Source organism: Pantoea sp. SGAir0180 (assembly GCF_043546245.1).
Genome location: NZ_CP028071.1, coordinates 4,217,008 through 4,243,423 on the forward strand (window position 1 = coordinate 4,217,008; position 26,416 = coordinate 4,243,423).

Annotated in this window: 21 protein-coding genes and 3 tRNA genes; 19 read left to right on the forward strand and 5 right to left on the reverse strand. The window is 54.5% G+C overall.

The window, feature by feature from the left end:
• Positions 1-93 precede the first annotated feature (93 nt).
• From mscM to rsgA, 3 genes are all read right to left on the reverse strand, one after another.
• Positions 94-3,432 (reverse strand): miniconductance mechanosensitive channel MscM, encoded by a 3,339-nt coding sequence (gene mscM / locus C1N58_RS19830; RefSeq protein ID WP_006120960.1) that lies wholly within the window; start codon positions 3,430-3,432, stop codon positions 94-96.
• 11 nt (positions 3,433-3,443) lie between these two features.
• On the reverse strand, positions 3,444-4,340 hold the full coding sequence (asd, locus tag C1N58_RS19835; RefSeq protein WP_033740050.1) for an archaetidylserine decarboxylase: 897 nt from the start codon (positions 4,338-4,340) through the stop codon (positions 3,444-3,446).
• Positions 4,341-4,432: 92 nt separating this feature from the next.
• Complete coding sequence (rsgA, locus tag C1N58_RS19840; RefSeq protein WP_006120956.1) at positions 4,433-5,482, reverse strand: small ribosomal subunit biogenesis GTPase RsgA; 1,050 nt, start codon at positions 5,480-5,482, stop codon at positions 4,433-4,435.
• 99 nt (positions 5,483-5,581) lie between these two features.
• On the opposite strand from rsgA, the gene orn reads away from it, so the two are divergent.
• The 4 genes from orn to C1N58_RS19860 all read left to right on the forward strand — a co-directional run bounded on the left by orn (position 5,582) and on the right by C1N58_RS19860 (position 6,563).
• Entirely contained in the window at positions 5,582-6,130 is a 549-nt protein-coding gene (gene orn, locus C1N58_RS19845) for an oligoribonuclease (RefSeq protein WP_054686968.1), read from the forward strand.
• A 153-nt stretch (positions 6,131-6,283) separates the two neighbouring features.
• Positions 6,284-6,359 (forward strand) — tRNA-Gly (locus C1N58_RS19850).
• Positions 6,360-6,385: 26 nt separating this feature from the next.
• A tRNA-Gly gene (locus C1N58_RS19855) sits at positions 6,386-6,461 on the forward strand.
• Positions 6,462-6,487: 26 nt separating this feature from the next.
• A tRNA-Gly gene (locus tag C1N58_RS19860) sits at positions 6,488-6,563 on the forward strand.
• A gap of 342 nt (positions 6,564-6,905) precedes the next feature.
• Here C1N58_RS19860 and queG read toward each other — a convergent pair.
• Positions 6,906-8,045 (reverse strand): tRNA epoxyqueuosine(34) reductase QueG, encoded by a 1,140-nt coding sequence (gene queG / locus C1N58_RS19865; protein WP_283785745.1) that lies wholly within the window; start codon positions 8,043-8,045, stop codon positions 6,906-6,908.
• Between queG and nnr the strand changes: the two genes are divergently transcribed.
• The 15 genes from nnr to C1N58_RS19940 all read left to right on the forward strand — a co-directional run bounded on the left by nnr (position 8,044) and on the right by C1N58_RS19940 (position 26,093).
• Positions 8,044-9,564 (forward strand): bifunctional ADP-dependent NAD(P)H-hydrate dehydratase/NAD(P)H-hydrate epimerase, encoded by a 1,521-nt coding sequence (gene nnr / locus C1N58_RS19870; RefSeq protein ID WP_054633012.1) that lies wholly within the window; start codon positions 8,044-8,046, stop codon positions 9,562-9,564. The genes queG and nnr overlap by 2 nt on opposite strands.
• Complete coding sequence (gene tsaE, locus C1N58_RS19875; protein ID WP_054633013.1) at positions 9,561-10,037, forward strand: tRNA (adenosine(37)-N6)-threonylcarbamoyltransferase complex ATPase subunit type 1 TsaE; 477 nt, start codon at positions 9,561-9,563, stop codon at positions 10,035-10,037. The genes nnr and tsaE overlap by 4 nt, the downstream gene beginning before the upstream one ends.
• The gene (gene amiB, locus C1N58_RS19880; protein WP_283785746.1) at positions 10,034-11,710 is read left to right on the forward strand and encodes an N-acetylmuramoyl-L-alanine amidase AmiB; all 1,677 of its coding nucleotides are present in this window, start codon (positions 10,034-10,036) and stop codon (positions 11,708-11,710) included. Before tsaE ends, amiB begins: the two co-directional genes overlap by 4 nt.
• Before the next feature lie 49 nt (positions 11,711-11,759).
• Positions 11,760-13,604: a DNA mismatch repair endonuclease MutL gene (gene mutL, locus C1N58_RS19885; RefSeq protein WP_054686971.1), complete on the forward strand. Its 1,845-nt coding sequence runs from the start codon at positions 11,760-11,762 to the stop codon at positions 13,602-13,604.
• Positions 13,597-14,547, forward strand: coding sequence for a tRNA (adenosine(37)-N6)-dimethylallyltransferase MiaA (gene miaA, locus C1N58_RS19890; RefSeq protein WP_006120944.1), 951 nt, complete (start codon positions 13,597-13,599; stop codon positions 14,545-14,547). The genes mutL and miaA overlap by 8 nt, the downstream gene beginning before the upstream one ends.
• Positions 14,548-14,651: 104 nt before the next feature.
• A complete protein-coding gene (hfq, locus tag C1N58_RS19895) occupies positions 14,652-14,966 on the forward strand; it encodes an RNA chaperone Hfq (RefSeq protein ID WP_033740039.1) in 315 nt (104 codons plus the stop codon).
• A 75-nt stretch (positions 14,967-15,041) separates the two neighbouring features.
• Entirely contained in the window at positions 15,042-16,322 is a 1,281-nt protein-coding gene (gene hflX, locus C1N58_RS19900; protein ID WP_006120942.1) for a ribosome rescue GTPase HflX, read from the forward strand.
• A gap of 177 nt (positions 16,323-16,499) precedes the next feature.
• Positions 16,500-17,732, forward strand: coding sequence for an FtsH protease activity modulator HflK (gene hflK, locus C1N58_RS19905; protein ID WP_033740037.1), 1,233 nt, complete (start codon positions 16,500-16,502; stop codon positions 17,730-17,732).
• A gap of 3 nt (positions 17,733-17,735) precedes the next feature.
• Positions 17,736-18,740, forward strand: coding sequence for a protease modulator HflC (gene hflC, locus C1N58_RS19910; RefSeq protein WP_006120940.1), 1,005 nt, complete (start codon positions 17,736-17,738; stop codon positions 18,738-18,740).
• Positions 18,741-18,795: 55 nt separating this feature from the next.
• Positions 18,796-18,996: a DUF2065 domain-containing protein gene (locus tag C1N58_RS19915; protein WP_006120939.1), complete on the forward strand. Its 201-nt coding sequence runs from the start codon at positions 18,796-18,798 to the stop codon at positions 18,994-18,996.
• Positions 18,997-19,162: 166 nt separating this feature from the next.
• Positions 19,163-20,461, forward strand: coding sequence for an adenylosuccinate synthase (locus C1N58_RS19920; RefSeq protein ID WP_033740036.1), 1,299 nt, complete (start codon positions 19,163-19,165; stop codon positions 20,459-20,461).
• A 222-nt stretch (positions 20,462-20,683) separates the two neighbouring features.
• Positions 20,684-21,127 carry a nitric oxide-sensing transcriptional repressor NsrR gene (nsrR, locus tag C1N58_RS19925; protein ID WP_054633015.1) on the forward strand — a complete coding sequence of 148 codons (444 nt, stop codon included), beginning with the start codon at positions 20,684-20,686 and terminating at the stop codon, positions 21,125-21,127.
• Between the two features lie 16 nt (positions 21,128-21,143).
• Positions 21,144-23,579 (forward strand): ribonuclease R, encoded by a 2,436-nt coding sequence (gene rnr, locus C1N58_RS19930; RefSeq protein ID WP_006120935.1) that lies wholly within the window; start codon positions 21,144-21,146, stop codon positions 23,577-23,579.
• A 66-nt stretch (positions 23,580-23,645) separates the two neighbouring features.
• Positions 23,646-24,380, forward strand: a complete 735-nt coding sequence (gene rlmB, locus C1N58_RS19935) for a 23S rRNA (guanosine(2251)-2'-O)-methyltransferase RlmB (protein ID WP_033740035.1) — start codon at positions 23,646-23,648, stop codon at positions 24,378-24,380.
• 84 nt (positions 24,381-24,464) lie between these two features.
• Complete coding sequence (locus C1N58_RS19940; RefSeq protein WP_394564434.1) at positions 24,465-26,093, forward strand: isovaleryl-CoA dehydrogenase; 1,629 nt, start codon at positions 24,465-24,467, stop codon at positions 26,091-26,093.
• Here the strand turns inward: C1N58_RS19940 and bsmA are convergent.
• Positions 26,067-26,393: a biofilm peroxide resistance protein BsmA gene (bsmA, locus tag C1N58_RS19945; protein WP_283785748.1), complete on the reverse strand. Its 327-nt coding sequence runs from the start codon at positions 26,391-26,393 to the stop codon at positions 26,067-26,069. The two genes, C1N58_RS19940 and bsmA, sit on opposite strands and share 27 nt — an antisense overlap.
• Positions 26,394-26,416: the final 23 nt, after the last annotated feature.

Here is a 26,416-nt window from a genome sequence, read left to right on the forward strand (position 1 = left end):
ATTGCGTTCTGATAACCAACCTGAACAAGATTACGCGCTGTTTCGCTGCGCACCAATCCGCTCTTAACCGGCCCATTACGGCAATTTTTATTCTCAGAGCCCACCTGAACGGAACGTTCGGGTGGTCGATGCGCTATTACCTGTCGGCGTTTTTCGGCTCAGCGCTTCTACGCGCATCTGGAACGGCGGGAACGGCATTTCAATGCCATGCTCTGCAAAGCCATGTAAAATAAGCTGATGCAGTTCATGGCGAAGCGGCATTCGGTGGCCCATTTCCGCCGCATGCACGCGCAGTTCAAACAACTGAATTCCCTGCTGTAAATCCACCAGGAACACTTCAGGTGGCGGTGTATCCAGCACATAGCTGCAGCGCTCTGCCGCCTGTTTAAGTAGGGTAGTGACTTCTTCACTGCTAACGGTTGCGGGGGCAGGGATGGTCAGCACCACACGCGTGACGGAATCGGAAAGCGACCAGTTAACAAACTGCTCAGTAATGAACGCCTTATTGGGGACGATGATCTCTTTGCGATCCCAGTCAGTGATCGTGGTTGCGCGGGTATTGATGCGCGTAATGCTGCCGGTAAGGTCGCGGATGGTCACGGTATCACCGATACGAATCGGTTTTTCAAACAGGATAATCAGGCCGGAAATAAAGTTCGCGAAAATCTCCTGCAGACCAAATCCCAGCCCGACGCCCAGACCGGTAACCAGCCATTGTAGTTTTGACCACTCAATGCCAATGAGTGAGAAGCCCAGCAAGCCACCGATCAGCAACAGCACATATTTTGTCAGCGTGGTGATGGCATAACCGGTGCCCGGTGACAAATCAAGATGCTGCAGTAACGCAAGCTCAAGCAGAGCCGGCATATTGCGCACCAGTTGTGTGGTAATCACGAATACCAGAATGGCAATCAGGACGGCACCCAGCGTAATAGGTTGAATGCTTTCGACGCCCTGAACGGAGGTATTCACGTCCCACAGACGAATATTTTCAAGGAAACCAAATGCAGAGTGAATTTCTGACCACAGGACGATGACCGATACCAGCGCGATAAGTGTCAAAATGGAGCGTACCAGACGCAGCGACTGGGCACTGATGGCGTCCAGGTCGATAACAGGCTCTTCAATTTCAATCACGTCCGTATTTTGTGCGGCCTGATCTTTCTCCTCTTCGTTGCGCGCACGGTTGGCAAGCATATCGGCACGGCGTTGGCGTGCGCGATCAAAGCCCAGCCTGCGTCGCTGAATCAGCATCCAGCGGCGAATGATGTGGTAAATCACCAGCAGGAAAAACCAGATCGCCACAGAGGTTTCCAGACGGGCGAGCAGCGCCTGCGCGGTTTCAAGATAGCCCGTCATTGACGCAAGGGCGGCTACCAGTGGAATAGCAATCATTAGATTCCACAGCAGGCGGTTAATCATATTCTCGCCGCTGCCCTCTTTATCGAGATAAAGCGGTATGCCTGCACGCTTCAGGCTTACCGTCACAATACTGAGCGCGCCACAGATCAAAATAAAGCACAGCCGCCCCAGGGTGGCGGAGAACAGGCGATCGTCAAGGTTATCGAAGGTAATCAGCAACATGATCAGCGGCACGATCAGGCCAATACTCAACGAGTAATAGCGCATCGCGCGTGCAACACGCACCTGAGGCCAGCGGAAATGCACGATGAACAGGCCGTTCGGGCGTGCAAACTGTGCGCTGACCATAAAGATCCACAGCAAAGGTAAGGTGGCGGTGATGCCGTCGCCTATCGCCACGGCGACAGGATAGGGCCAGGCATTTTGCAGGCCGTATCCCAGCGTAGCCCAGAGTACCGGCAGCGGCAGCGCCACCAGAATCGACCAGAACACGGTACGGATTGTCAGGCGAAAACGATCCTGCGTCACCTTACCGACTTTGCTGGCTGAGCGTTCAAGGAAAGCATTGAAGTGACGGCGGGTACTGAGACTGAAGCCGACCAGCAGCACCGCACCGAGAATGGGTAATACCGTGCTGCGGCTGGTAAACATCATGGCCAGCGCTTTACCGAGCTGCCCCAGTGTGTCCAGCGTCAGCAGGTGAGACAGGCCGTTAGCCACATCAAGGGGATAACTCAACGAAATCGGGCTGACATCCGCCGTCCAGAACAGGTAGCGGTGCGTCGCGTCTTTAACTTCGGTTAGCGCATCCTGTAGCTGCGTGTTCGCCACTTTCAGCTTGGTGATTTCCAGAATCAGCGTATCGCAGCCCGAAATCAACGAGTTAAGCAGTTCGCGTTGCGTTTTAAGCTGCGCATCCAGAATCCGCTTTTGTTCGCTGGTAAAAGGCTGTCCGTCGGGCTGATGGGCCTTACGCAATACGTTTTGCTGTTCGAGCAAATCTTCATAATGCAGTCGCTGAACACGGAGCTGAGCCATCTCATTGTCGATCTGCTGAGACTTCGGCATGTCAGGTAATCGTGCGACCTGCGCGCGAAGGGCATCACCGAGAAGACTGGATGCACCCAGCCATTGAGATTGTTCCCGTAACGTGGATAGTGCCTGGCGGACCTGAATGATTTGATTGGTAGCGAGGCGTTGTTGTGAGGCCACCAGGTCCATTCGCTGCGCCTGCTGATTCAGTGCGCCAGATAACTCGCGGTTAACGTGAAATTGTTTACTGATCGCTGGCGGCAGATCACCGCTGTTTTCCGCCAGCTGTTCTGTCCGGGCCAGTGCAGTTTCTGCCTCGCGCTGACGTTGCTCATTAAGTTGATTACGCAGCGCCTGGAGATAATTATCGAGCTGGGTGACCTTACGCTGGTGGACTTCGGCGCGCATGCGCGCCAGTTCCTGACGGTTATTTGCCGACAGCTGCGCCAGCTCAAACTCATCCACCCGGGCCTTATTCGCGGCATTTTCTGCCTGACGGGCCATCAGTTGTGCCTGGCCGGCTGGCGTGGCAGGGCTGCCCGCGCTCTGCAGACGTCGCTCGCTCTCCGTCAGCGCCCGACGTGCTTCCGTTTGCTGCTGCGGCAGTTGTGACAGGGAATCGCTGATCTCGCGGGCCCGATCCTGCTCCTGTTGAGCCTGGCGTCCTTCCTCAATCAGCTGACTGCTGATTTGCAGAATCTCTTGTTCCAGCTCGGCACTGCTCATTGTGCTGCGTACCGTCTTCACACTGTCGTTGAGTGAGGCGATTTGCTGTCTCAGCTCGCGTGCCAGACGCGGAAAATCATCAATGACCTGTTGATACTGCTGCGCGCGCTCAACGGCATCATCACGTTCAGAAAGGGCCGCCAGTGCAGCTTCAAGCGACTGAATCTGATCGGTTTGCGAAGTGGCGTTTTTAGCGGACTTGACTTCTTCCAGCTGTTGTCTGAGCTGGCTGGCATCTGGCAGGCTGGCGGCAAACGTAGTACTGCTGAGCCCCAGGCTCAGCAGCAAACAGAGGAACGCGCGTACGAACACAGGGCTTACTCTTATTCGACAGCGTCAGACGGTGCGGTGGCCAGAGGCAGGGCGACCGCCATAGGTTGTCCCATCCGGACTTTGCTTTCGGCCTCAAGGCTTTCTGCCAGCCTGACACGGCCAGGCGCAAACAGGTTAATCACGGTCGAGCCCAGCTTGAAGCGGCCCATTTCCTGGCCTTTAAGCAGAACAACGGCACCATCGTGGTCGGCGGCCGGATAGTGCCAGCGTTTGATAATGCCTTCGCGTGGTGGCGTGACCGTGCCAGCCCAAACGGTTTCAATGCTCCCGACGATAGTCGCGCCCACCAGGATCTGTACCATCGGTCCCATATCGGTCTCGAAGTAACAAATGACCCGTTCGTTACGGGCAAACAGGTTAGGGATGTTGCGTGCGGTCAGAGGATTCACTGAGTAAAGATCGCCTGGCACGTAAATCATTTCACGCAGGATGCCGTTGCACGGCATATGGACGCGGTGATAATCACGCGGTGCCAGATACGTCGTGATAAATTCACCCTCACGAAACAACGCGGCCAGTTGCTCGTTCCCTGCCAGCAGCGCGTCGATCGTATAGTAGTGGCCTTTTGCCTGGAAAATCTGGTCGCCTTCGATATGCCCAAGTTGACTGATGGCACCGTCCGCAGGCAGCGCAATCAGGCTCGCATCCGGATCCACAGGGCGCGCCTCATCCTTTAACGGGCGGACGAAGAAATCGTTGAAGGTGCGGTAACTGGCGGTATCCGGTTTACGTGCTTCAGTCATATCGACTTTATAAAACCAGACGAAGCCGTCAATCACCAGCTTAGTCAGCCAGCCGCCGCGACGGCTTGCGCCCCAGCCAGCAAGTTCAGTCAGCCATTTTTTGGGGAGAATGTGGTTCAAGCCAAGTTTAAAACGATCAAACACCCTAGCCTCCTGGCTATCTTTTATAACATTGACAAAATGGGGGCGGATTGTAGCAGCGCCCCGGTCAGATGGCGACTACGCTGTTACTGGCCTTAATCTTCACTCTCAGCAAAGTTTTTCCGGACTTTCACCTGCGCCATACTGTCCAGAATGCGGTGATAGTTGTCAAAGCGGGATGCGTCGATTTTTCCTTGCTCAACGGCTTCACGGATGGCACAGCCAGGGTCCGAGCCATGTTTGCAGTCACGGAACTTGCATTCGCCTAAAAACTCACGGAATTCGACAAATCCCCGGGTGATTTGTTCCGGCTCCAGATGCCATAAACCGAACTCACGAACGCCGGGCGAATCGATCACATCGCCGCCGTCGGGGAAATGATAAAGCCGGGAGGCTGTCGTCGTATGCTGACCCAGACCCGACACGTCGGACACGTCATTGGTCAGAATGGCCGTATCTTCCTGTTGATCAAAGCCGAGCAGGGCATTCAACAGGCTCGACTTGCCGACGCCGGACTGTCCCGCAAAGATACTTATCCGGTCAATCAATGCCGCCTGCAATTCACTCAGACCGGCCTTCTCATGGCTGGAGACCATTAAGACCCGATAACCAATCTTGCGATAGATCGCCATTTGCTCATCGACAAACGTGCGGGCTTTATCATCCAGCAGGTCGATTTTATTGAGCACCAGCAGCGGCTCGATATCCAGCGTTTCACTGGCGACCAGATAGCGGTCAATTATGTTCAGGGAGAGCTCGGGCAAAATGGCCGACACGATAATAATCTGATCGATGTTCGCGGCAATAGGTTTAACGCCGTCGTAAAAATCAGGACGTGTCAGTACGCTGGTGCGCTCATGCACCGCTTCAACAATGCCTTTGCCGCCGTTGAGGGCAGGGCGCCAGACCACACGATCGCCCGTCACCAGTGAACGAATCGTCCTGCGAATATTGCAGCGATGCGTAATGCCCGCACTGTCTTCGACATCGGCATGCATGCCAAATCGGCTGACCACAATGCCCTCAGCATCTTCACCAAATAAATTATCGTCCGCTTCCGGGCGCGTTTTGCGCTGATTTAAACGACGATCGTGGTTAGCGCTTACGCGGCGTTGTTGACCTTTCGACAGTTTATTTTTACTCACTCACCCTCACCGGTTTAGCTGGATTTCGCCACAGGGGCAAAACGTCTATGATACACCTTATTGATGACGAATGACGACTCAGCAACCACAGGTAATAGCATGGCCACTGGAAACGAAAATAATTTAATCTGGATTGATTTGGAAATGACCGGGCTCGATCCGGAACGCGATCGTATCATTGAGATTGCCACTCTGGTGACTGATGCCGATCTGAATATTCTGGCGGAGGGGCCGGTGATGGCGGTTCATCAGTCTGATGAGCAACTGAGCCTGATGGATGACTGGAACGTCCGTACTCATACCAGCAGTGGACTGGTTGCGCGCGTTAAGGCCAGCCAGACAGATGACCGTGCTGCTGAAAAGGCAACGATCGAATTTCTGAAACAGTGGGTGCCAGCCAATACCTCGCCGATCTGCGGCAACAGTATCGGCCAGGATCGCCGTTTCTTGTTTAAGTACATGCCGGAGCTGGAAGCCTACTTCCATTATCGCTATCTGGATGTCAGCACACTGAAAGAACTGGCTCGCCGCTGGAAGCCAGACATCCTGCCAGGCTTCAAAAAGACGGGTTCGCACCAGGCACTGGACGATATTCGTGAGTCTGTTGCCGAGCTTGCTTATTACCGTCAACACTTTTTGCAGCTTTAACCAGCAAAGGGTGCACAGAAAATCGCCATGTTGCTGTAATAATCAGCAAACGCGTTAAAAGCGCAAAATTTTGTTGTCAGCATCTTGCAGCAGCAGCGATTTCTCGTATAATGCGCACCCCGTACCGGTGAAGAATTTATGACGGTACAAGGCGCGGGAATAGCTCAGTTGGTAGAGCACGACCTTGCCAAGGTCGGGGTCGCGAGTTCGAGTCTCGTTTCCCGCTCCAAATGATGTTTAGCAGTATCCTACTATGCGGGAATAGCTCAGTTGGTAGAGCACGACCTTGCCAAGGTCGGGGTCGCGAGTTCGAGTCTCGTTTCCCGCTCCAAAATGTGTTTTGCAGTGCCCTTCTATGCGGGAATAGCTCAGTTGGTAGAGCACGACCTTGCCAAGGTCGGGGTCGCGAGTTCGAGTCTCGTTTCCCGCTCCAGATTTATCGTCACGCTTTTGTTAACAGCCTGTCAGGCTGGCAGCAGTATCAACGACAATTCAGTCCAGTTATCCACAGCCGTTATCGCGTTGTCTGTGCCGTTTTCGCCCTTCTGAAATTTTCTTTTAAACAGAGTTATCCACAGGTTTATGAATTAAGCCAGACGGTAGACGCATTTGCAAAATAACACAAATTTTATTTAAATTACTGATTTTTAATGAAATAATAATATTTCATTATGTTATTCTTTTCTGTCAGTTGTGTTATTACGATTGAATGACAACGCGTTTTTATTTTTATTCACAGGATGTGGAAATCCGCGCCTTCTAGACAGTTGCGCAATCAGGCATCACGTGGTAATCCCTTTTCAATGACTCTCACCAGCCGTTTTTGCTGCGCGGGTTGAACATCGATCGCCAGCGCTTTTCGCTTATGTAACTGCTGCGTGATGGCCCACTCAATATGTTCGTCCAGCAGATCGCTTTCGCCACGTCGTTGCTTAAGGACGCTAAGGATCTCTGTATGCCAGGGGGCATTGCCCAGCGCGACGGCAATATTACGGGACCAGCGCTGATAACCAATGCGCCGAATAGGGGACCCTTCAGTAATGCGCAGGAATTTAGCTTCATCCCACTGAAACAGCGCGGTTAACTCTGGGGCATGCAGCGCGGCGCGGGGCGAAAAATCGGCTTCGTCAGTCAACTGCCCATAGCGATTCCAGGGGCAAATCAACTGGCAGTCGTCACAGCCATAAATCCGGTTTCCCATGAGCGGCCGAAACTCCTCCGGTATAGCTCCTTCGAGTTCGATCGTCAGGTAGGAAATGCAACGTCGCGCATCGACGGTATAGGGCTCAACAATCGCGCCCGTCGGGCAAATGGTCATGCAGGCAACGCAGCGCCCACACTGTTCTTCCTGCGGTGTATCGATGGGAAGGGGCAGATCGATCAGCAGTTCACCCAGAAAAAACCACGAACCGGCTTCACGATTCAGAATCAGTGAATGTTTACCGGTCCAGCCCAGTCCGGCTTTCGCCGCCAGCGGGCGTTCAAGCAGCGGCGCAGAATCCACAAACGGGCGAAACTGGCTTTCGCCACAGTGCATCTGGATCATTTCTCCAAGCTTTTTCAGGCGATTGCGCAATACTTTGTGGTAATCGCGGCCCAGCGCGTAACGGCTGACATAACCCAACTGTGGGTTTTTCAGCGTGCTGGCAAACGCGGCTTTCGCGGGCAAGTAGTTCATGCGAACGCTGATCACCCTCAGCGTGCCGGGTAGCAGTTCATGCGGACGTGCGCGCATCATTCCATGGCGGGCCATCCATTCCATTTCGCCATGGTACTGCTTATCCAGCCAGGCTTGCAGGCGCGGTTCTTCTGCGCTGAGATCGGTATCGGTAATACCGACCTGCTGAAAGCCCAGATCGCGTCCCCACTGCTTAATGTGTTGAGCGAGTTGATCAAGATCCAGAGGGTATGACATGACTAACCAGAATCCGAAGAGAAACCGCGGCAGTTTACCACACTCTGTCTGGCCTGCGCAGGCGCTGAAACAACTTGAGCGCGAGGGGGCAGATGCGCTGGGCATTACGCTCTACGAGCTGATGTTACGTGCAGGTCAGGCGGTATATGAACATATTATGGCGCACTGGCCAGAAGCTCAGCACTGGCTGGTGTTGTGCGGTCACGGCAACAACGGAGGCGATGGCTACGTTGTTGCCCGGTTGGCTCAGGCTGCAGGTAAACAGGTGACGTTGCTGGCGTGCGATGGCAGTAAACCTTTACCCGACGAAGCGCGTACTGCGCGAGACGGATGGCTTGAATCGGGCGGCGAAATTCACGCGCCCGACGCCGCCTGGCCTGAAAACGTCGACGTGATCGTAGACGCGTTGTTAGGCACTGGCGTTTCACGGGCGCCGGTTGAGCCTTTATCCACCCTGATTGCACAGATCAATGAGCATAGCGCGCCGGTCGTGGCCATCGATATGCCATCCGGCCTGTCGGCAGAAAACGGCACGACGCCGGGTGAGGCGACAGAAGCCACGCATACGGTGAGCGTGATCGCGTTAAAACCCGGACAGCTCACCGGTAAAGCACGGGATTGTGTCGGACAACTTTATTTCGCCGGTCTGGGTTTACACGACTTTCTGGCAGCACAGCAGCCCCCCATGGCCCGATACGATGCACACAGTTTACGCCAGTGGCTTAAGCCGCGTAAGGCGACTTCCCATAAAGGCGATCAGGGCCGCCTGCTGATTATTGGTGGGGACAGTGGAACCGCGGGCGCTATTCGGATGTCTGCGGAAGCAGCGCTACGCACCGGTAGCGGCTTGGTGCGAGTACTTACTCACAAGGATAATATTGCGCCCATTCTTACCGCGCGCCCGGAAGTGATGGTGGACGAGCTGACGGATACGCGCCTGGATGACGGCATCGCCTGGGCGGATGTCATTGCGATTGGACCGGGGCTGGGACAGCGTGAATGGGGCCAGAATGCACTGGAGAAGGTTAAAAGCGCTGAAAAGCCGATGCTTTGGGATGCTGATGCGCTTAACTTGCTGGCAATAAAGGCAGAGAAACGTCAGAATCGCATTATAACGCCGCATCCAGGCGAAGCGGCTCGCTTGCTGGGTGTTAAAACCAGCGAAATTGAAAGTGACCGCTTACATGCTGCACAGGAACTGGTGAAACGCTATGGTGGTGTCGTGGTCTTAAAAGGTGCCGGCACCATTATTGCCAGCGAAAGTGGTCAGATGGCTTTTGCCGATGTGGGTAATGCAGGAATGGCATCGGGTGGTATGGGTGATGTGCTCACCGGTATTATTGCCTCGTTGATGGGACAAAAATTGGCGCTGTTTGATGCTGCCTGCGCAGGTTGTGTCGCTCACGGTGCTGCCGCTGATAAGCGAGCGGCACTATGGGGCACGCGCGGTATGCTGGCATCAGACTTATTTGATCTGCTGTGGCAGTTTGTTAATCCAGAGATGAATCAAGAAGCATGAAGAGCTGTGTTATACCTTTGCCCACTGAGGCGGCAACACTCGACCTGGGTGCTCAACTGGCGCATGCCTGTGGCAAGGCGGCGGTTATCTATCTTTACGGCGACCTCGGTGCGGGAAAAACCACATTCAGCCGCGGTTTCTTACAGGCATCCGGCCACGTGGGCAATGTGAAAAGTCCGACCTATACGCTGGTTGAGCCGTATGTTCTGGACGGGCGGGCTGTCTATCATTTTGATCTTTATCGCCTTGCCGATCCGGAAGAACTTGAGTTCATGGGGATTCGTGACTACTTCACCAATGACGCGATTTGTCTGGTGGAGTGGCCGCAACAGGGGGCCGGTATTTTGCCTCCCCCGGATATCGCCTTAACGCTGCGTTATGTCAATGAGGCACGCGAGGCCGAACTGGTGGCACATTCCGAACAGGGACAGCGCTGGGTGACGCAGATCGAACAAGGCAGGGCACCGGCATGATGTCATGGATGAAAACAGTTATCGTGGCAGGATTGCTACTGGTTGCGGGTCCGCTATTTGCCGCTAATTTATCGGACATTCAGGTATCAAATGGCGGGAACCAGGCGACAGTAACGCTCAGCTTTTCTGGCCAGCCGGTTTATGCCTATTTTCCCCTACATAATCCCGACCGCGTTGTTCTGGATATCCGTCAAAGTGGCGTGATTAAAGGGCTACCCTTAACGTTTAGCGGCGATAACATCGTAAAGCGCATTCGTACCAGCACGCCAAAAGATAAACAAAGTATCCGGCTGGTTTTTGAGCTAACGCAGTCGGGAAAAACCCGCGCAGTGACACAGCGCAATGGCAGCAATTACAGCGTTGTCTTTACTATTCAGGGTAAGCATCCCGCCGTTACGCGCAGCGCAACTGCTGCCGTGGCAGAATCCCAGCCCACCCGAACGCGACAACGCAATGCCAGCAATCCGTTCAATGCGAATCCGGTCACTACGGTAACCAATACCAACAGCACGGCCGTACCGGGTGGCACGTCCAGCCGCAACGATACGGTGATTGTCGCCATTGATGCGGGACATGGCGGTCAGGATCCCGGCGCAATTGGGCAGCACGGCCTGAAAGAGAAAAACGTCACTATTGCGATTGCGCGTAAATTGAAAGTGCTTTTAAACAATGATCCGATGTTTAAAGGTGTATTGACGCGTGATGGCGACTACTTTATTTCAGTGATGGGCCGGTCAGACGTGGCGCGTAAAGCGAATGCCAACGTGCTGGTCTCTATCCATGCGGATGCTGCCCCCAGCCATGCGGCCACAGGTGCCTCGGTCTGGGTCTTGTCTAACCGTCGTGCAAACAGTGAGATGGCGAACTGGCTGGAGCAAAAAGAGAAACAGTCTGAACTCCTGGGCGGGGCTGGCGATTTACTGGCCAACAGCCAGGCCGATCCTTATCTGAGCCAGGCGGTGCTTGATCTCCAGTTTGGTCACTCGCAGCGCGTCGGATATGACATTGCGGTGAAAGTCATCCAACAGTTGCGCGGTGTGACGTCGTTACACAAACGTTTACCGGAGCATGCCAGCCTTGGCGTGTTGCGTTCGCCGGATATTCCGTCGCTTCTGGTGGAAACCGGATTTATCAGTAATGCCTCGGAGGAGCGACTGCTCGGCAGTAGCGCACACCAGGATAAGATTGCACAGTCAATATATAAAGGACTGCGCGCTTATTTCCTGGCGCACCCGCTACAATCGGTCCCAAAGGAGGAAAACCGGCCGCTGGGCTCGTCGCCAGCGGTCAGCGTAGCCAGTAATCCGGCTACCGGTGAGACGCAGTATACGGGCGCTGTGCAACGGCATACCGTGACACGTGGAGAGACGCTGTCCGGTATTGCAGCAAAATATGGCGTAAGTATGGCAACGTTACGGCAGATGAATACCCTGAAGCGCGATGTCGTCTGGGTGGGACAGCGACTGAAAGTGCCTGCCAGCGCGGTAGCCAGCAGGACAACGCCAGCTGCAACGACTCCCCGTCGCCCGATCCGACATAAGGTGGTTCGTGGTGATTCACTGAGCAGCATCGCCGCCCATTACGGTGTCAGCCCGAAATCGATCCTTCAGGCGAATAACCTGAAATCAACCAACGTGATGTTGGGTCAAAACCTGAAAATCCCTGCATCCTGATTGTGGGCCCGGCCAGCAGGCCGGGCAACCAGCTACAAGGATATCCCGCATGCCAATACAAATTTTACCGCCGCAACTCGCTAACCAGATTGCCGCCGGAGAAGTGGTTGAGCGTCCCGCATCGGTTGTGAAGGAACTGGTGGAAAACAGCCTTGATGCGGGGGCAACGCGAATAGATGTGGATATCGAAAAGGGCGGTGCAAAACTCATCCGCATCCGCGATAACGGCTGTGGTATCGCAAAAGATGAACTCGCGATGGCGCTGGCTCGCCATGCAACCAGCAAAATTGCATCACTGGACGATCTGGAAGCCATTATGAGCCTGGGGTTCCGTGGGGAAGCGCTGGCCAGTATCAGCTCGGTTTCCCGCCTGACGCTGACGTCGCGCACGGCCGAACAAAGCGAAGCCTGGCAGGCGTACGCGGAAGGCCGTGATATGCAGGTGACCCTCAAGCCTGCCGCGCATCCCTGTGGATCGACGCTGGAAGTCCTTGACCTTTTTTACAATACGCCAGCGCGCCGCAAGTTTATGCGTACTGAGAAAACCGAGTTTGGTCATATTGATGAAGTCATCCGTCGCATTGCGCTGGCGCGGTTTGACGTGGCGATTTCTCTGAACCATAACGGCAAGCTGATGCGTCAGTACCGGGCGGTTAACGATGAGCGCCAGCGTGAACGTCGCCTTGGCGCGATTTGTGGCACGACCTTCATGCAGCACGCACTGCGGATTGACTGGCAGCATGACGATTTAGCTCTGCGCGGCTGGGTTGCCGATCCCGCCGGCTCTCGTCAGATCAGCGACATCCAGTACTGTTATGTTAATGGCCGCATGATGCGTGACAAGCTCATTAACCATGCCATCCGGCAGGCGTTTCAGAGCCAGTTGCAGGACGATCAACAGCCCGCCTATGTGCTTTATCTGACGATCGATCCTCACCAGGTCGACGTCAACGTCCACCCGGCAAAACATGAGGTGCGTTTTCATCAGTCACGTCTGGTGCATGATTTTATCTACCAGGGTGTCATGAGCGTCTTGCAGGAAAGTGCGGCGTCCGTTCTGCCAGCCGTACAGGCGGAGGAGCCTGCACCACGCTGGCAACAGGAAAACCGCCAGGCCGCAGGCGGCAATCATTTCAGCCAGCCTGCGGCAACGCCGCGTAACAGTGGTGGCACAACCGGTGGGGCGGGTTGGCAAAGTAAAGAGCCGGGTTATCGCCCGCGTGAAGGCAAGGTTTATCAGCAGTTGCTGGATACCGCAGCCCCTCCTGCCACTGCGGCAAAAGCGCCGGTCTCGCCGCCACGTGAGGCGACGATTACGCCAGCGCCTGTGAAAGCGCATCTGCACAGTTTTGGTCGCGTACTGACGGTGCTGGCGGATCAGTATGCCGTGCTGGAGCAGGACCAGACTTTACTGCTATTAGCCCTGCCCGTGGCGGCGCGGTGGTTAAAACAGGCCCAGTTAGAGCCGCAGGAAGGCGGATTAAAAGCACAACCGCTTTTGATTCCTGTGCGGTTAAAAATCGCCTCGGCAGAGCGCAAGGCGGCACAGGACAATCTCAGTCTGCTTAACCAGATGGGCATTGATTTGCATCCGGAGGGCGACCACATTATCTTGCGCGCCGTGCCTTTACCGTTACGAACACAAAATTTACAAATCTTGATTCCTGAACTGTTAGGCTATCTCGCCCGACAGCAAGAGAACTCTGCGACGCAGCTGGCCCAGTGGCTGGCGCGACGAGAGGATGCAGAGCCTCAGAACTGGAATCACTCCCAGGCGATTACGCTGTTGACGGAGCTGGAAAGGCTTTGTCCACAGCTGCTGAAATCGCCACCTTCAGGCTTGTTGCAAGCCATCGAGATTGAGAGCGCGATAAACGCGTTGAAGCATGAGTGAATTAAACCAGGCTGGCCGGCCAAAGGCGATTTTTTTGATGGGGCCGACAGCGTCAGGCAAAACCGCATTAGCGATTGAGCTGCGTAAACAGTTGCCGGTGGAACTGATCAGCGTAGATTCTGCTCTGATTTATCGAGAGATGAACATCGGTACGGCGAAGCCTTCTGCGGAGGAGCTGGCGCTGGCACCCCATCGTTTGCTGGACATTCGCGATCCTGCTGAGGCCTATTCGGCAGCGGAGTTTCGGCGAGACGCGTTAGCAGAAATGGCGGATATCGTTCAGCATGGACGAATTCCGTTGCTTGTTGGTGGAACTATGCTCTACTTCAAGGCGTTACTTGAAGGATTGTCGCCGCTGCCCTCGGCCGATCCGGATGTCCGCCAAAAAATAGAGCAAATGGCGAGTGAAAAAGGCTGGGAAGCTTTACATCGTCAACTTTGCGAAATTGATCCGGTCGCAGGCAGTCGTATTCATCCGAATGATCCGCAGAGACTTTCGCGAGCACTGGAAGTTTTTTTTATTTCGGGTAAAACTTTAACGGAACTGACTAAAATTTCCGGCGAAGCGCTCCCTTACGATGTTCACCAGTTTGCTATCGCCCCCGCGAGCCGCGAGCTGTTGCATCAACGCATCGCGTTGCGTTTCGACCAGATGTTGGCGTCAGGATTTGAAGCGGAGTCTCGGGCCCTGTTTGCACGAGGTGATTTGCATACGGATATGCCTTCCATTCGTTGTGTCGGCTATCGCCAGATGTGGTCTTATTTAGCGGGCGAGATCGACTACGACGAAATGGTTTATCGGGGAGTTTGCGCAACCCGGCAACTCGCTAAACGGCAGATGACCTGGTTACGTGGCTGGGAGAACATTCACTGGTTAGACAGTGATGAACCTCACTTAGCGCGTGATACAGTACTTCAGGTTGTTAGTGCGAAGCATGGGTGATTGTGTACAATTGGCAAGTTACGTGCGCAAATTTTTACGCAGTTTTTTTCAGAACCACTGTGTTCTACAAGCAACAAACAACAAGCATATAAGGAAAAGATAGAATGGCTAAGGGGCAATCATTACAAGACCCGTTTCTGAACGCACTGCGTCGTGAACGTGTTCCGGTTTCGATCTATTTGGTCAACGGTATCAAGCTGCAAGGTCAGATTGAATCCTTTGATCAGTTCGTTATTTTGTTGAAAAACACGGTAAGTCAGATGGTGTATAAGCATGCCATCTCTACTGTTGTGCCTTCACGTCCGGTTTCTCACCATAGCAACAATACCGGCGGTGGCAGCAACAACAATTACCATCACGGCGGCAGCAATACGTCTGCTCAGTCGCAGCCACAACAAGACGGTGATAACGCAGAGTAAGGCGGCACCGTTTAACCAGGACTGGAAAGCCTCAGGTTTTCCGTCCTGGTCTTTTTATATAAGCGAGGTTATAGCTTGTTTGACCGTTATGATGCCGGTGAGCAGGCCGTACTGGTACACATCTGGTTCTCCCAAGACAAAGAGCTCGAAGATTTACAGGAATTCGAAACCCTGGTTTCTTCTGCTGGCGTTGAAGCACTGCAGGTTGTCACCGGCAGTCGTAAAGCGCCACATCCCAAGTATTTTGTCGGTGAAGGAAAAGCCGTTGAAATTGCCGATGCGGTAAAAACAAGTGGAGCATCGGTCGTCCTTTTCGATCATGCCTTAACGCCCGCTCAGGAACGAAATCTTGAGCGCCTGTGCGAGTGCCGTGTTATCGACCGCACTGGCCTGATTCTTGATATTTTTGCCCAACGTGCACGTACCCATGAGGGGAAATTGCAGGTTGAGCTGGCGCAGTTGCGTCACCTGGCAACACGCCTGGTACGAGGCTGGACGCACCTTGAACGCCAGAAAGGCGGTATTGGCCTGCGTGGCCCGGGTGAAACGCAGTTAGAAACTGACCGCCGTTTATTGCGTGGCCGTATCAGCCAGATTTTGTCACGTCTGGAACGCGTTGAAAAACAGCGCGAGCAGGGACGACAGGCGCGCGCTAAAGCCGATGTGCCGACTGTCTCGCTGGTGGGTTACACCAACGCCGGCAAGTCTACCCTTTTTAACGCCATCACCTCTGCCAACGTTTATGCCGCGGATCAGCTGTTTGCCACGCTGGATCCCACGCTGCGTCGCCTGAATGTTGCCGATGTCGGTGAAGTTGTGCTGGCCGATACCGTCGGCTTCATCCGCCATCTGCCGCATGATTTAGTGGCCGCATTTAAAGCTACCTTGCAGGAAACCCGCCAGGCCACGTTGCTGATGCATGTGATCGATGCAGCCGACGTACGGGTCAATGAAAACATAGATGCTGTCAATGAGGTGCTTGAAGAAATCGAAGCCGATGAAATTCCCGCGTTACTGATCATGAATAAGATCGATATGCTGGACGGTTTTGAACCGCGCATTGACCGTGACGAAAATAACCTGCCGGTGCGAGTATGGCTCTCTGCGCAGACGGGGGCGGGGATTCCGCTGTTATGGCAGGCGCTGTCCGAGCGTCTGTCGGGCGAGATTGCCCAGTACGATTTACGTTTGCCACCGGATGCGGGGCGCTTACGCAGCCGTTTCTATCAGTTGCAGGCGATTGAAAAAGAGTGGAACGAAGAGGACGGCAGTGTGGGGTTGCATGTGCGAATGCCGATTGTTGACTGGCACCGCTTATGCAAGCAGGAGCCGTCGCTGACCAGTTATATTGTTTGAGATTGCCAAACCGAACTTACCCTGACGATTTTATGTTGTTGCGCGGCGTTAGTTGACATATTTCCCGACGGCCACTCTCTTCACCGGGTCGGCGAGTCGGGAACACAGACGCAGCCAGTGCCGCCACAACGGAAAATCACAAGGGTAAGCCGCTAAAACTATAAATGGAGTAATGACATGGCGTGGAATCAGCCCGGAAATAACGGACAGGACCGCGACCCGTGGGGAAGCAGCAATAATCAAGGCGGCAACTCTGGGGGGAATAAGGGAGGTAAGGAATCTGGGCCTCCTGATCTGGATGATATCTTCCGCAAGCTGAGTAAAAAGCTTGGCGGATTCGGCGGCGGCAATAAAGGTGACAATGGTCAGCGCAGTTCCGGCGGTAGCGGCAAACTTTTTGGCATTGTCGCTGTTGCGGCAGTAGTGATCTGGGCAGCAAGCGGATTTTATACGATCAAAGAAGCGGAACGCGGTGTTGTCACGCGCTTTGGTAAGTTCAGCCACATCGTTGAGCCAGGCCTGAACTGGAAGCCCACCTTTATCGATCAGGTCCGCGCCGTGAATGTCGAAGCCGTGCGTGAACTGGCGGCATCGGGCGTCATGCTGACCTCTGATGAAAACGTCGTGCGCGTGGAGATGAACGTGCAGTACCGCGTAACCGATCCGGAACGCTATTTGTTCTCTGTTACCAGCCCGGACGACAGCCTGCGTCAGGCAACGGACAGTGCGCTGCGCGGCGTAATTGGTCGCTCTACCATGGATCGTATTCTGACAGAAGGTCGTACGGTCGTGCGTAGCGAAACGCAGCGCGAAATCGACGAAACCATTCGCCCGTACCATATGGGCATCACGGTGCTTGACGTTAACTTCCAGGCGGCGCGTCCTCCTGAAGAAGTGAAGTCAGCGTTTGATGATGCGATTGCCGCGCGTGAAAACCGTGAGCAGTATGTGCGTGAAGCGGAAGCCTATGCGAACGAAGTTCAGCCGCGGGCTAACGGTCGTGCGCAGCGTGTGCTGGAAGAAGCACGTGCTTATAAAGAGCGCACGGTGCTGGAAGCACAGGGTGAAGTGGCGCGTTTTGCCAAGCTTTTACCGGAATACAAAGCCGCGCCGGAAATTACCAAAGAGCGTCTGTACATTGAGACCATGGAGCGTGTTCTGAGTCATACACGTAAAGTGCTGGTGAACGATCGTGGTAACAACCTGATGGTTCTGCCTCTCGATCAACTGATGCGTGGTGTTCAGTCTTCCTCTGCGAAGAACGGGCAAAAGAGCAGCGCAGCATTGCCGTCACTTTCCGATCGGAGTGCAAGCCGCACGGACACGTCGTCATACAGTCCAGACAGCATCATGGATCAGCGTCGAGCCAACGCTCTGCGCAACGATACCCAGCGCGAAGGGAGAGAGTAATCAATGCGTAAGCCAGTCATAGTTGTCATTATTATCGCGTTGGTCGCCATTTATGCGTCGCTCTTCGTGGTACAGGAAGGTGAGCGCGGTATTGTCCTGCGCTTTGGTAAAGTCCTGCGCGACAGCGAAAACAAGCCTCAGGTTTTTGCACCGGGTCTGCATTTCAAGATTCCGTTTATCGAAACGGTTAAAATGCTGGATGCGCGTATCCAGACCATGGATAACCAGGCCGATCGCTTCGTCACCAAAGAGAAGAAAGATCTGATTGTCGACTCTTACATTAAGTGGCGCATCAGCGATTTCAGTCGCTACTACCTGGCAACCGGTGGTGGGGATGTGTCTCAGGCCGAAGTGCTGCTGAAGCGTAAATTCAGTGACCGTTTACGTTCAGAAATGGGCCGTCTCGACGTGAAAGACATCGTGACCGATTCTCGTGGTCGTTTGACCACGGATGTCCGCGATGCGCTGAATACCGGTACGGCAGGCGGTGACGATGACGTGTCTACACCAGCCGCAGATGATGCTATCGCCAGTGCAGCGGCACGGGTTGAACGGGAAACCAACAGCAGTGAACCTGCGCCAAATCCAAACAGTATGGCGGCGTTAGGGATTCAGGTTGTTGACGTGCGGATCAAGCAGATCAATCTGCCGACGGAAGTCTCAGATGCGATCTTTAACCGTATGCGCGCCGAGCGTGAAGCGGTTGCGCGTAGCCAGCGTTCACAAGGTCAGGAAGAGGCGGAAAAACTGCGTGCTCAGGCTGACTATCAGGTTACCCGTACGCTGGCAGAAGCCCAGCGTGAAGCCCTGATTACCCGCGGTGATGGCGATGCAGAAGCGGCAAAACTGTTTGCGAATGCTTTCAGTCAGGATCCGGATTTCTACGCCTTTATCCGCAGCCTGCGTGCTTATGAAAACAGCTTCAACGAAAATCAGGACGTGATGGTGTTGAGCCCGGATAGTGACTTCTTCCGCTATATGAAGGCACCGTCTAACGCCACGCGCTAAGAACTGATATAACTGACAGGCCGACAATGTTGTCGGCCTTTTTTTTGGATGCGGAATGAACGTAAATATCTGGATGGCACTGGCATTGGTTTTAGTGCTCGAGGGACTGGGGCCGATGTTTATGCCACGGCTGTGGCGGCGCGTAGTGTTGAGCATGACCCAGTTGCCCGATCGGCTTTTACACCGTTTTGGTGGGGGATTAGTGGTCGCCGGCGTGGTGATTTACTGCATGCTGCGGCTGCATGGCGAAGCCTGATAAGATGGCGCTCGCCGTCTGTGTGGTATCTGAAGTCGTGTTTACCCCCTGGATGTAGTAGTGATCAAAACGCAGGCAAAAAAGCGCGCAATCGTGTGCTAAAAGTGCTGAAAACCATAAAATCAGATGGTAGAATCCTTTTTTAAGCAATCGGTGATTTTGAGAAATGGGTAAGAACGTCGTCGTACTGGGCACCCAATGGGGTGACGAAGGTAAAGGTAAGATTGTAGACCTTCTGACTGAGCGCGCTAACTACGTGGTGCGTTATCAAGGCGGCCACAATGCGGGCCATACACTTGTCATCAACGGTGAAAAAACCGTTCTCCACTTAATCCCTTCTGGCATCCTGCGTGATAACGTTACCAGCATCATTGGTAATGGCGTGGTTCTCTCTCCTGAAGCATTGATGAAAGAGATGAAAGGCCTGGAAGAGCGTGGGATTCCCGTACGCGAACGTCTGCTGATTTCTGAAGCCTGTCCGCTGATCCTGCAATACCATGTCGCCATGGACATGGCGCGCGAAAAAGCGCGCGGTGCAAAAGCGATCGGGACGACGGGCCGTGGCATCGGACCGGCTTACGAAGACAAAGTTGCCCGTCGTGCACTGCGCGTCAGCGACCTGTTCAACAAAGAAACCTTTGCTGCCAAGCTGAAAGAAGTGATGGATCTCTATAACTTCCAGCTGGTGAATTATTACAAAGAAGAAGCCGTCGACTACGATAAAGTGCTGAACGATGTCATGGCGGTTGCCGACATCCTGACCGGCATGGTGGTCGATGTGTCTGAACTGCTGGATACGGCGCGTAAGCGTGGCGATCTGATTATGTTTGAAGGCGCGCAGGGAACACTGCTGGATATCGATCACGGTACCTATCCCTATGTGACCTCGTCCAACACCACCGCCGGTGGCGTGGCGACAGGCTCAGGTATCGGCCCGCGTTTTGTCGATTACGTACTGGGTATTGTTAAAGCCTACTCAACGCGTGTGGGTGCGGGTCCGTTCCCTACCGAGCTGTTCGATGAAACCGGTGAGTTCCTTTGCAAGCAAGGTAACGAATTTGGTGCCACTACAGGCCGCCGTCGTCGTACGGGCTGGCTGGATGCCGTTGCGGTCCGCCGTGCGGTGCAGATCAACTCACTGTCTGGTTTCTGTATGACCAAGCTGGACGTACTGGATGGTCTGAAAGAAGTAAAAATTTGCGTGGCTTATCGCATGCCTGACGGCAGTGAAGTCACCACTACGCCGCTGGCTGCTGAGAACTGGGAAGGCATTGAGCCGATCTATGAAACTCTGCCGGGCTGGAGCGAAACCACTTTTGGCGTTAAAACGCTGGAAGGCCTGCCTCAGGCGGCGCGCAACTACATCAAACGTGTAGAAGAAGTGACCGGTGTTCCGATTGATATTATTTCAACCGGCCCTGATCGTAGCGAGACAATGATTCTGCGTGACCCATTCAGCGCGTAATCATCATCTGGCCGGACAATGTCCGGCCTTTGTTTTTTATGTGATTTAATGCCACTAAAACTCCCTTCGCTTGTCCAACTCTACACTGGCTGAAAAAAATACACAGCCGCCAACACTCTGGTTTATCATCGTAGCGAAATACGTCAGAACCAGTTCAATATTGAAATAAACAACAGGACGGGCGAGCATACAGGTGCCACCGAATGATTGACTGAGGTCACTGTGCAGCTAACTAGTTTTACCGACTACGGCCTGAGGGCGTTGATTTATATGGCCACGCTGCCGGAAGGCAGACTAACCAGTATTACAGAGGTCACCGATACGTATGGCGTGTCGCGTAATCATATGGTCAAAATTATCAATCAACTTAGTCGTGCTGGGTTTGTTGCGGCCATACGTGGCAAAAATGGGGGCATTCGTCTGGGAATGCCTCCGGGAAATATCATCATTGGTGATGTGGTTCGCAAAATGGAACCTTTGCAGTTGGTTGACTGCGCCCGGTGCGCTATCACGCCTGCCTGTCGCCTTAAGCAGGCCTTACATGATGCCGTACAGTTATTTTTAAAAGAACTGGACGGCTATACGCTGGCAGATTTAGTGGAAGGTAATACGCCTTTATATGAAATTGTATTGTCTGAACCGCCGGTGGCAATGAATACTCAATGACATCGGAGGAACCGTAATGTCAAAAGATCCTTTTCTGGACAGAGAAGCTGAAAAGTACGAAAACCCTATTCCAAGCCGTGAATTTATTCTGGCTTTATTAGAAAAACGCGAAAAACCTGCCAGCCGCGAAGAGCTGGCACAAGAAATGAATTTGCAGGAAGAAGAACACCTCGAAGCCTTACGCCGTCGTTTACGTGCAATGGAACGTGATGGCCAGTTAGTTTTCACCCGCCGCCAGTGTTATGCCCTGCCTGAACGTCTTGATCTGCTGCGTGGAAAGGTCATTGGTCATCGCGATGGCTATGGCTTTTTACGCGTTGAAGGGCAAAAAGACGATCTGTATCTTTCTGCCGAACAGATGAAATTTTGTATGCATGGCGATGTCATCCTGGCGCAACCGCTGGGGGCCGATCGAAAAGGTCGCCGCGAAGCGCGTGTCGTTCGGGTTCAGGAACCGCGCAATAATCAAATCGTCGGCCGTTATTTCACTGATGCCGGCGTTGGCTTTGTTGTGCCCGACGACAGTCGTCTGAGCTTCGATATTCTGATCGGGCCTGAAGAAACCATGAATGCCCGCATGGGGTCCGTCGTGGTCGTTGAGCTTTTACAACGTCCAACCCGCCGTTCGAAGGCAATCGGTAAAATCGCCGAGATTCTGGGCGATGATATGGGCACCAGCCTGGCCGTGGATATGGCGCTGCGCACCCATGAAATTCCGCACAGCTGGCCGCCAGAGGTTGAAGCTCAGGTGAGCAAGCTGAGTGAAGAGGTGCCGGAGTCGGCGAAAAAAGGCCGTGTCGATCTGCGCCAGTTGCCGTTAGTCACTATCGACGGTGAGGATGCCCGCGATTTTGATGACGCGGTTTACTGCGAGAAAAAGCGTGGAGGTGGCTGGCGTCTGTGGGTGGCCATTGCGGACGTCAGTTACTATGTTCGCCCCGGCACACCGCTGGATAACGAAGCGCAGCAGCGCGGGACATCGGTATATTTCCCTTCGCAGGTAGTGCCAATGCTGCCGGAAGTGCTGTCGAACGGCTTGTGCTCGCTGAATCCTCAGGTCGACCGCCTGTGTATGGTGTGCGAAATGACCGTATCGGCAAAAGGTAAACTCACCGGCTTTAAACACTATGAAGCGGTGATGAACTCTCATGCGCGTCTGACCTACACCAAAGTGTGGAATATTCTGCAAGGCAACCCGGAGCTGTGTGAGCAGTACGCGCCGCTGGTCAAAGACCTGCAGGAACTGCACAACATGTACCAGGTGCTGGAAACCGCCCGCGAAGAACGAGGTGGTATCTCCTTTGAGACAGAAGAAGCGAAGTTCATTTTCAACGCTGAACGCCGCATCGAACGCGTTGAACGCACCTCGCGCAATGACGCCCACAAGCTGATTGAAGAGTGCATGATTCTGGCAAACATTGCCTCTGCCCGCTTCGTGGAGAAGAATCAGGAGCCTGCGCTGTTCCGCGATCACGATCGCCCCAGCGACGACAGCATCAAAAGTTTCCGCACCGTATTAAATGAACTTGGCCTGAGTTTGCCAGGAGGCAATAAACCGCAGCCTGTCGACTACGCCGCGTTGCTGGAGCAGGTTGCCGATCGTCCGGATGCGGAAATGCTGCAAACCATGCTGCTGCGCTCCATGAAACAGGCGGTGTACGACCCGGAAAACCGTGGGCACTTTGGCCTGGCGCTGGCGTCATATGCTCACTTCACTTCACCCATCCGCCGTTATCCGGATTTACTCCTGCACCGCGCCATCAAGTATTTGCTGGCTAAAGAGCAGGGCGACGTGAAAGGCCTGACGACACCAACGGGCGGTTATCACTACGATATGCAGCAGATGCTGCAACTGGGCCAGCACTGTTCCATGACCGAGCGTCGTGCCGACGAAGCCACCCGCGATGTCGCCGACTGGCTGAAATGTGACTTTATGCAGGATCAGGTCGGTAATGTCTTCAATGGTGTCATCTCCAGCGTTACCGGCTTTGGCTTCTTTGTCCGTCTCAGCGATCTGTTTATCGACGGCCTGGTGCATGTGTCGACACTGGACAATGATTACTACCGCTTTGATCCGGTGGGGCAGCGGTTGATCGGTGAATCCGGTGGACGCACGTATCGTTTAGGTGATGCGGTTGAAGTACGTGTTGAAGCGGTCCATATGGACGAGCGCAAGATTGACTTTGCGTTGATCTCCAGCAAGCGTCAGGTGCGCGGCGAAGGGAAAACCGAACGTGACAAGGCGAAGCGGGACGGTAAAGCACCAACCAAACGCCGTCGCCAGGCCAGCCGTAAAACCAACTTTGAACCGGATTCCGCTTTCCGCAAGAGTGGCAGCAAGCCTGCTGCGGCAAAGACTGAGAAAAAAAGTAAAAAAGTTTCGGAGAAAACCCGTAAAATCGCCGCCGCCACTAAGGCGAAGCGCGCCGCGAAGAAGGCGAAGCCTGCCTGATGCGCCCAGGCCTCTGCGTTCGCGCAGGGGCTGTTATCCATTTATTTCCAACCACTGAGCAGATTGATGAGCGAAATTATTTTTGGTATCCATGCCGTGCAGGCGTTGCTGGAACGTGACCCACAACGTTTCCAGGAAGTCTTTATTCTCAAAGGCCGCGACGATCGTCGCCTGCAACCGCTGGTGACCGCGCTGGAAGCTCAAGGGATCGTCATTCAGCTGGCCGACCGCAAATGGCTGGACAGCCAGGTCGAAGGCGGCGTACATCAGGGCATCGTGGCACGTGTTAAGCCGGGTCGGCAGTATCAGGAGGGCGATCTGCCGGATCTGCTGCAGAGCCTGGAGAAACCCTTCCTGCTGGTGCTGGACGGCGTCACCGATCCGCATAACCTGGGTGCCTGCCTGCGCAGTGCCGACGCGGCGGGGGTACATGCCGTTATCGTGCCGAAAGATCGCTCTGCGCCCCTGAACGCAACCGCTAAAAAAGTGGCCAGCGGTGCAGCGGAAAACATCCCGTTAATCAGGGTCACGAATCTGGCGCGTACCTTACGTCTGCTACAGGAATATCACATCTGGGTTGTGGGTACCGCTGGTGAAGCCGACCACACCGTTTATCAAAGTAAGATGACAGGCCCGATGGCGCTGGTCATGGGCGCGGAAGGCGAAGGCATGCGCCGCCTGACACGTGAGCACTGTGACGAACTGATCAGCATTCCAATGGCAGGAAGCGTTTCCTCGCTCAATGTTTCAGTCGCAACGGGCGTCTGTTTGTTTGAGGCGGTGCGTCAGCGCAACGCGTGATCGCCGCCGCAAATTAGGTTTTCTGTCCGGTCATAATGGCCACTCACCTTACATACTGAGTGAGTGATATCGCGAGGAGCCGTTATGACCTGGACAACTCACACCGTGTTTAATCAACCTTTTCCTCTCAGTAACAGCAACCTGTTTCTGTCTGACGTGCCGTTATGTGACGCGCTGTTGCGTGAAGGCGGCGGATGGGACAGCGACTGGCTGGCATCGGTAGGCAGTCAACTGGGCAGTGCAGAGTCGCTGGAGCTGGGGCGGCTTGCGAATACCTGTCCTCCTGAACTTCACCGCTATGATGCGCGCGGCATAAGAGTGGATGACGTGCGCTTTCATCCTGCCTGGCATCTGCTGATGCAGGGCGTGTGCAGCAGCCGTCTGCATAATCTCAGCTGGCAGCCTGATGTACAGCCAAACGCCAGCGTGGCGCGCGCGGCCCGGTTTATTTTGCATGCCCAGGTTGAGGCCGGCACGCTTTGCCCGGTGACGATGACGCACGCCGCGATTCCCTTGCTGCAACGCTATCTGCCCACCGCGTTTCGGGGCTGGCTTGAGCCATTACTCAGCGATCGTTACGACACACATGCGATGCCGGGCGATCAGAAGCGTGGACTGTTGATCGGCATGGGGATGACTGAAAAGCAGGGCGGCAGCGATGTGCTGACGAATACCACGCGCGCAGAGCCGCTGCAGGGACGGGGAAGTGGCGAAGCGTATCGCCTCATCGGCCATAAATGGTTTTTCTCTGTACCGCAAAGCGATGCCCACGTCATCCTGGCGCAAACGCAGCAGGGACTCAGCTGTTTCTTTCTGCCTCGCCTGCTGCCGGACGGGTCACATAACGCCATTTTCATTGAGCGCTTAAAAGACAAACTCGGTAACCGCGCCAATGCCAGTAGTGAAGTGGAGTTCAAAGACGCAACCGGCTGGCTGCTGGGTGAAGAGGGCGAAGGCGTGCGCCTGATCCTGAAAATGGCCGGCATGACGCGCTTTGACTGTGCGCTGGGCAGCCACGGACAAATGCGCCGGGCCTTCTCCGTCGCCCTTTACCATGCCCACCAGCGCCAGGTGATGGGGAAAAATCTGGTGGATCAGCCCCTGATGCGTCAGGTGTTAGCGCGTCAGGCGCTACAACTGGAAGGGCAAACGGCCTTACTGATGCGGCTGGCGCGTGCCTGGTCGCAGGCGGATGACGCGAATCAGGCGGCGTTTGCCCGGCTGTTAACCCCCGCGGTGAAGTTTGTGATTTGCAAAGCGGGCATGCCGTTTGTAGCGGAATCCATGGAAATGCTGGGAGGGAATGGCTACTGCGAGGAAAGCGAACTGCCCCGGCTTTACCGTGATATGCCCGTTAACAGCATCTGGGAAGGCTCAGGCAATGTGATGTGTCTGGACGTTCTGCGTGTGATAAGCAAAAAGAGCGGCATCGTGGAAGCGTTAATTCGGGAATGTGATGAGGTAAAGGGCGTTAACCGCCACTTCGACAGACGCTGGCGTCAACTGAAGCTGCGCCTGGGCAAACACGATGAAGCCCAGGCGCGGACGTTAACACAGGACATCCTGCAGTTGGCCACAGCGGTTCAGCTGTTACGCCACGCTGAACCGCGACTGGCGGATGCCTGGTGCGGCCAGTGGCTGGATACGCGGGGCGACCCCACTATCGATGCGGCGCTGGCCGATCGCCTACTGGCGCGCGCCAGTGGCCGGTGAGGCACCGTAGAGGATCGCGGTGGTATACCAGATGCCAGGCGTTATCGTTTCGTCGACCATCAGAATCTGATAATAAACGGCGCCTGCCTGATTCGCGCGCGCAGCAATCGCCCGCTCCGCGTCATCTGGTGAGCCTCTCACGCTGGCGCTAATCGTACCGAGCTTCGGTAAACCATAGCTTTGCGCGCGGGTAATCGACTGCGCCTGAGCCGTTGGCGCGGGCGGGGCTTTCGGCGTCTCCTGAAACGCCGCGCAGCTACTCAACAACAGACTCAACGTCAGTAACGCAACATAACGCATAGCTAATCCTTGAAAGTCACCTT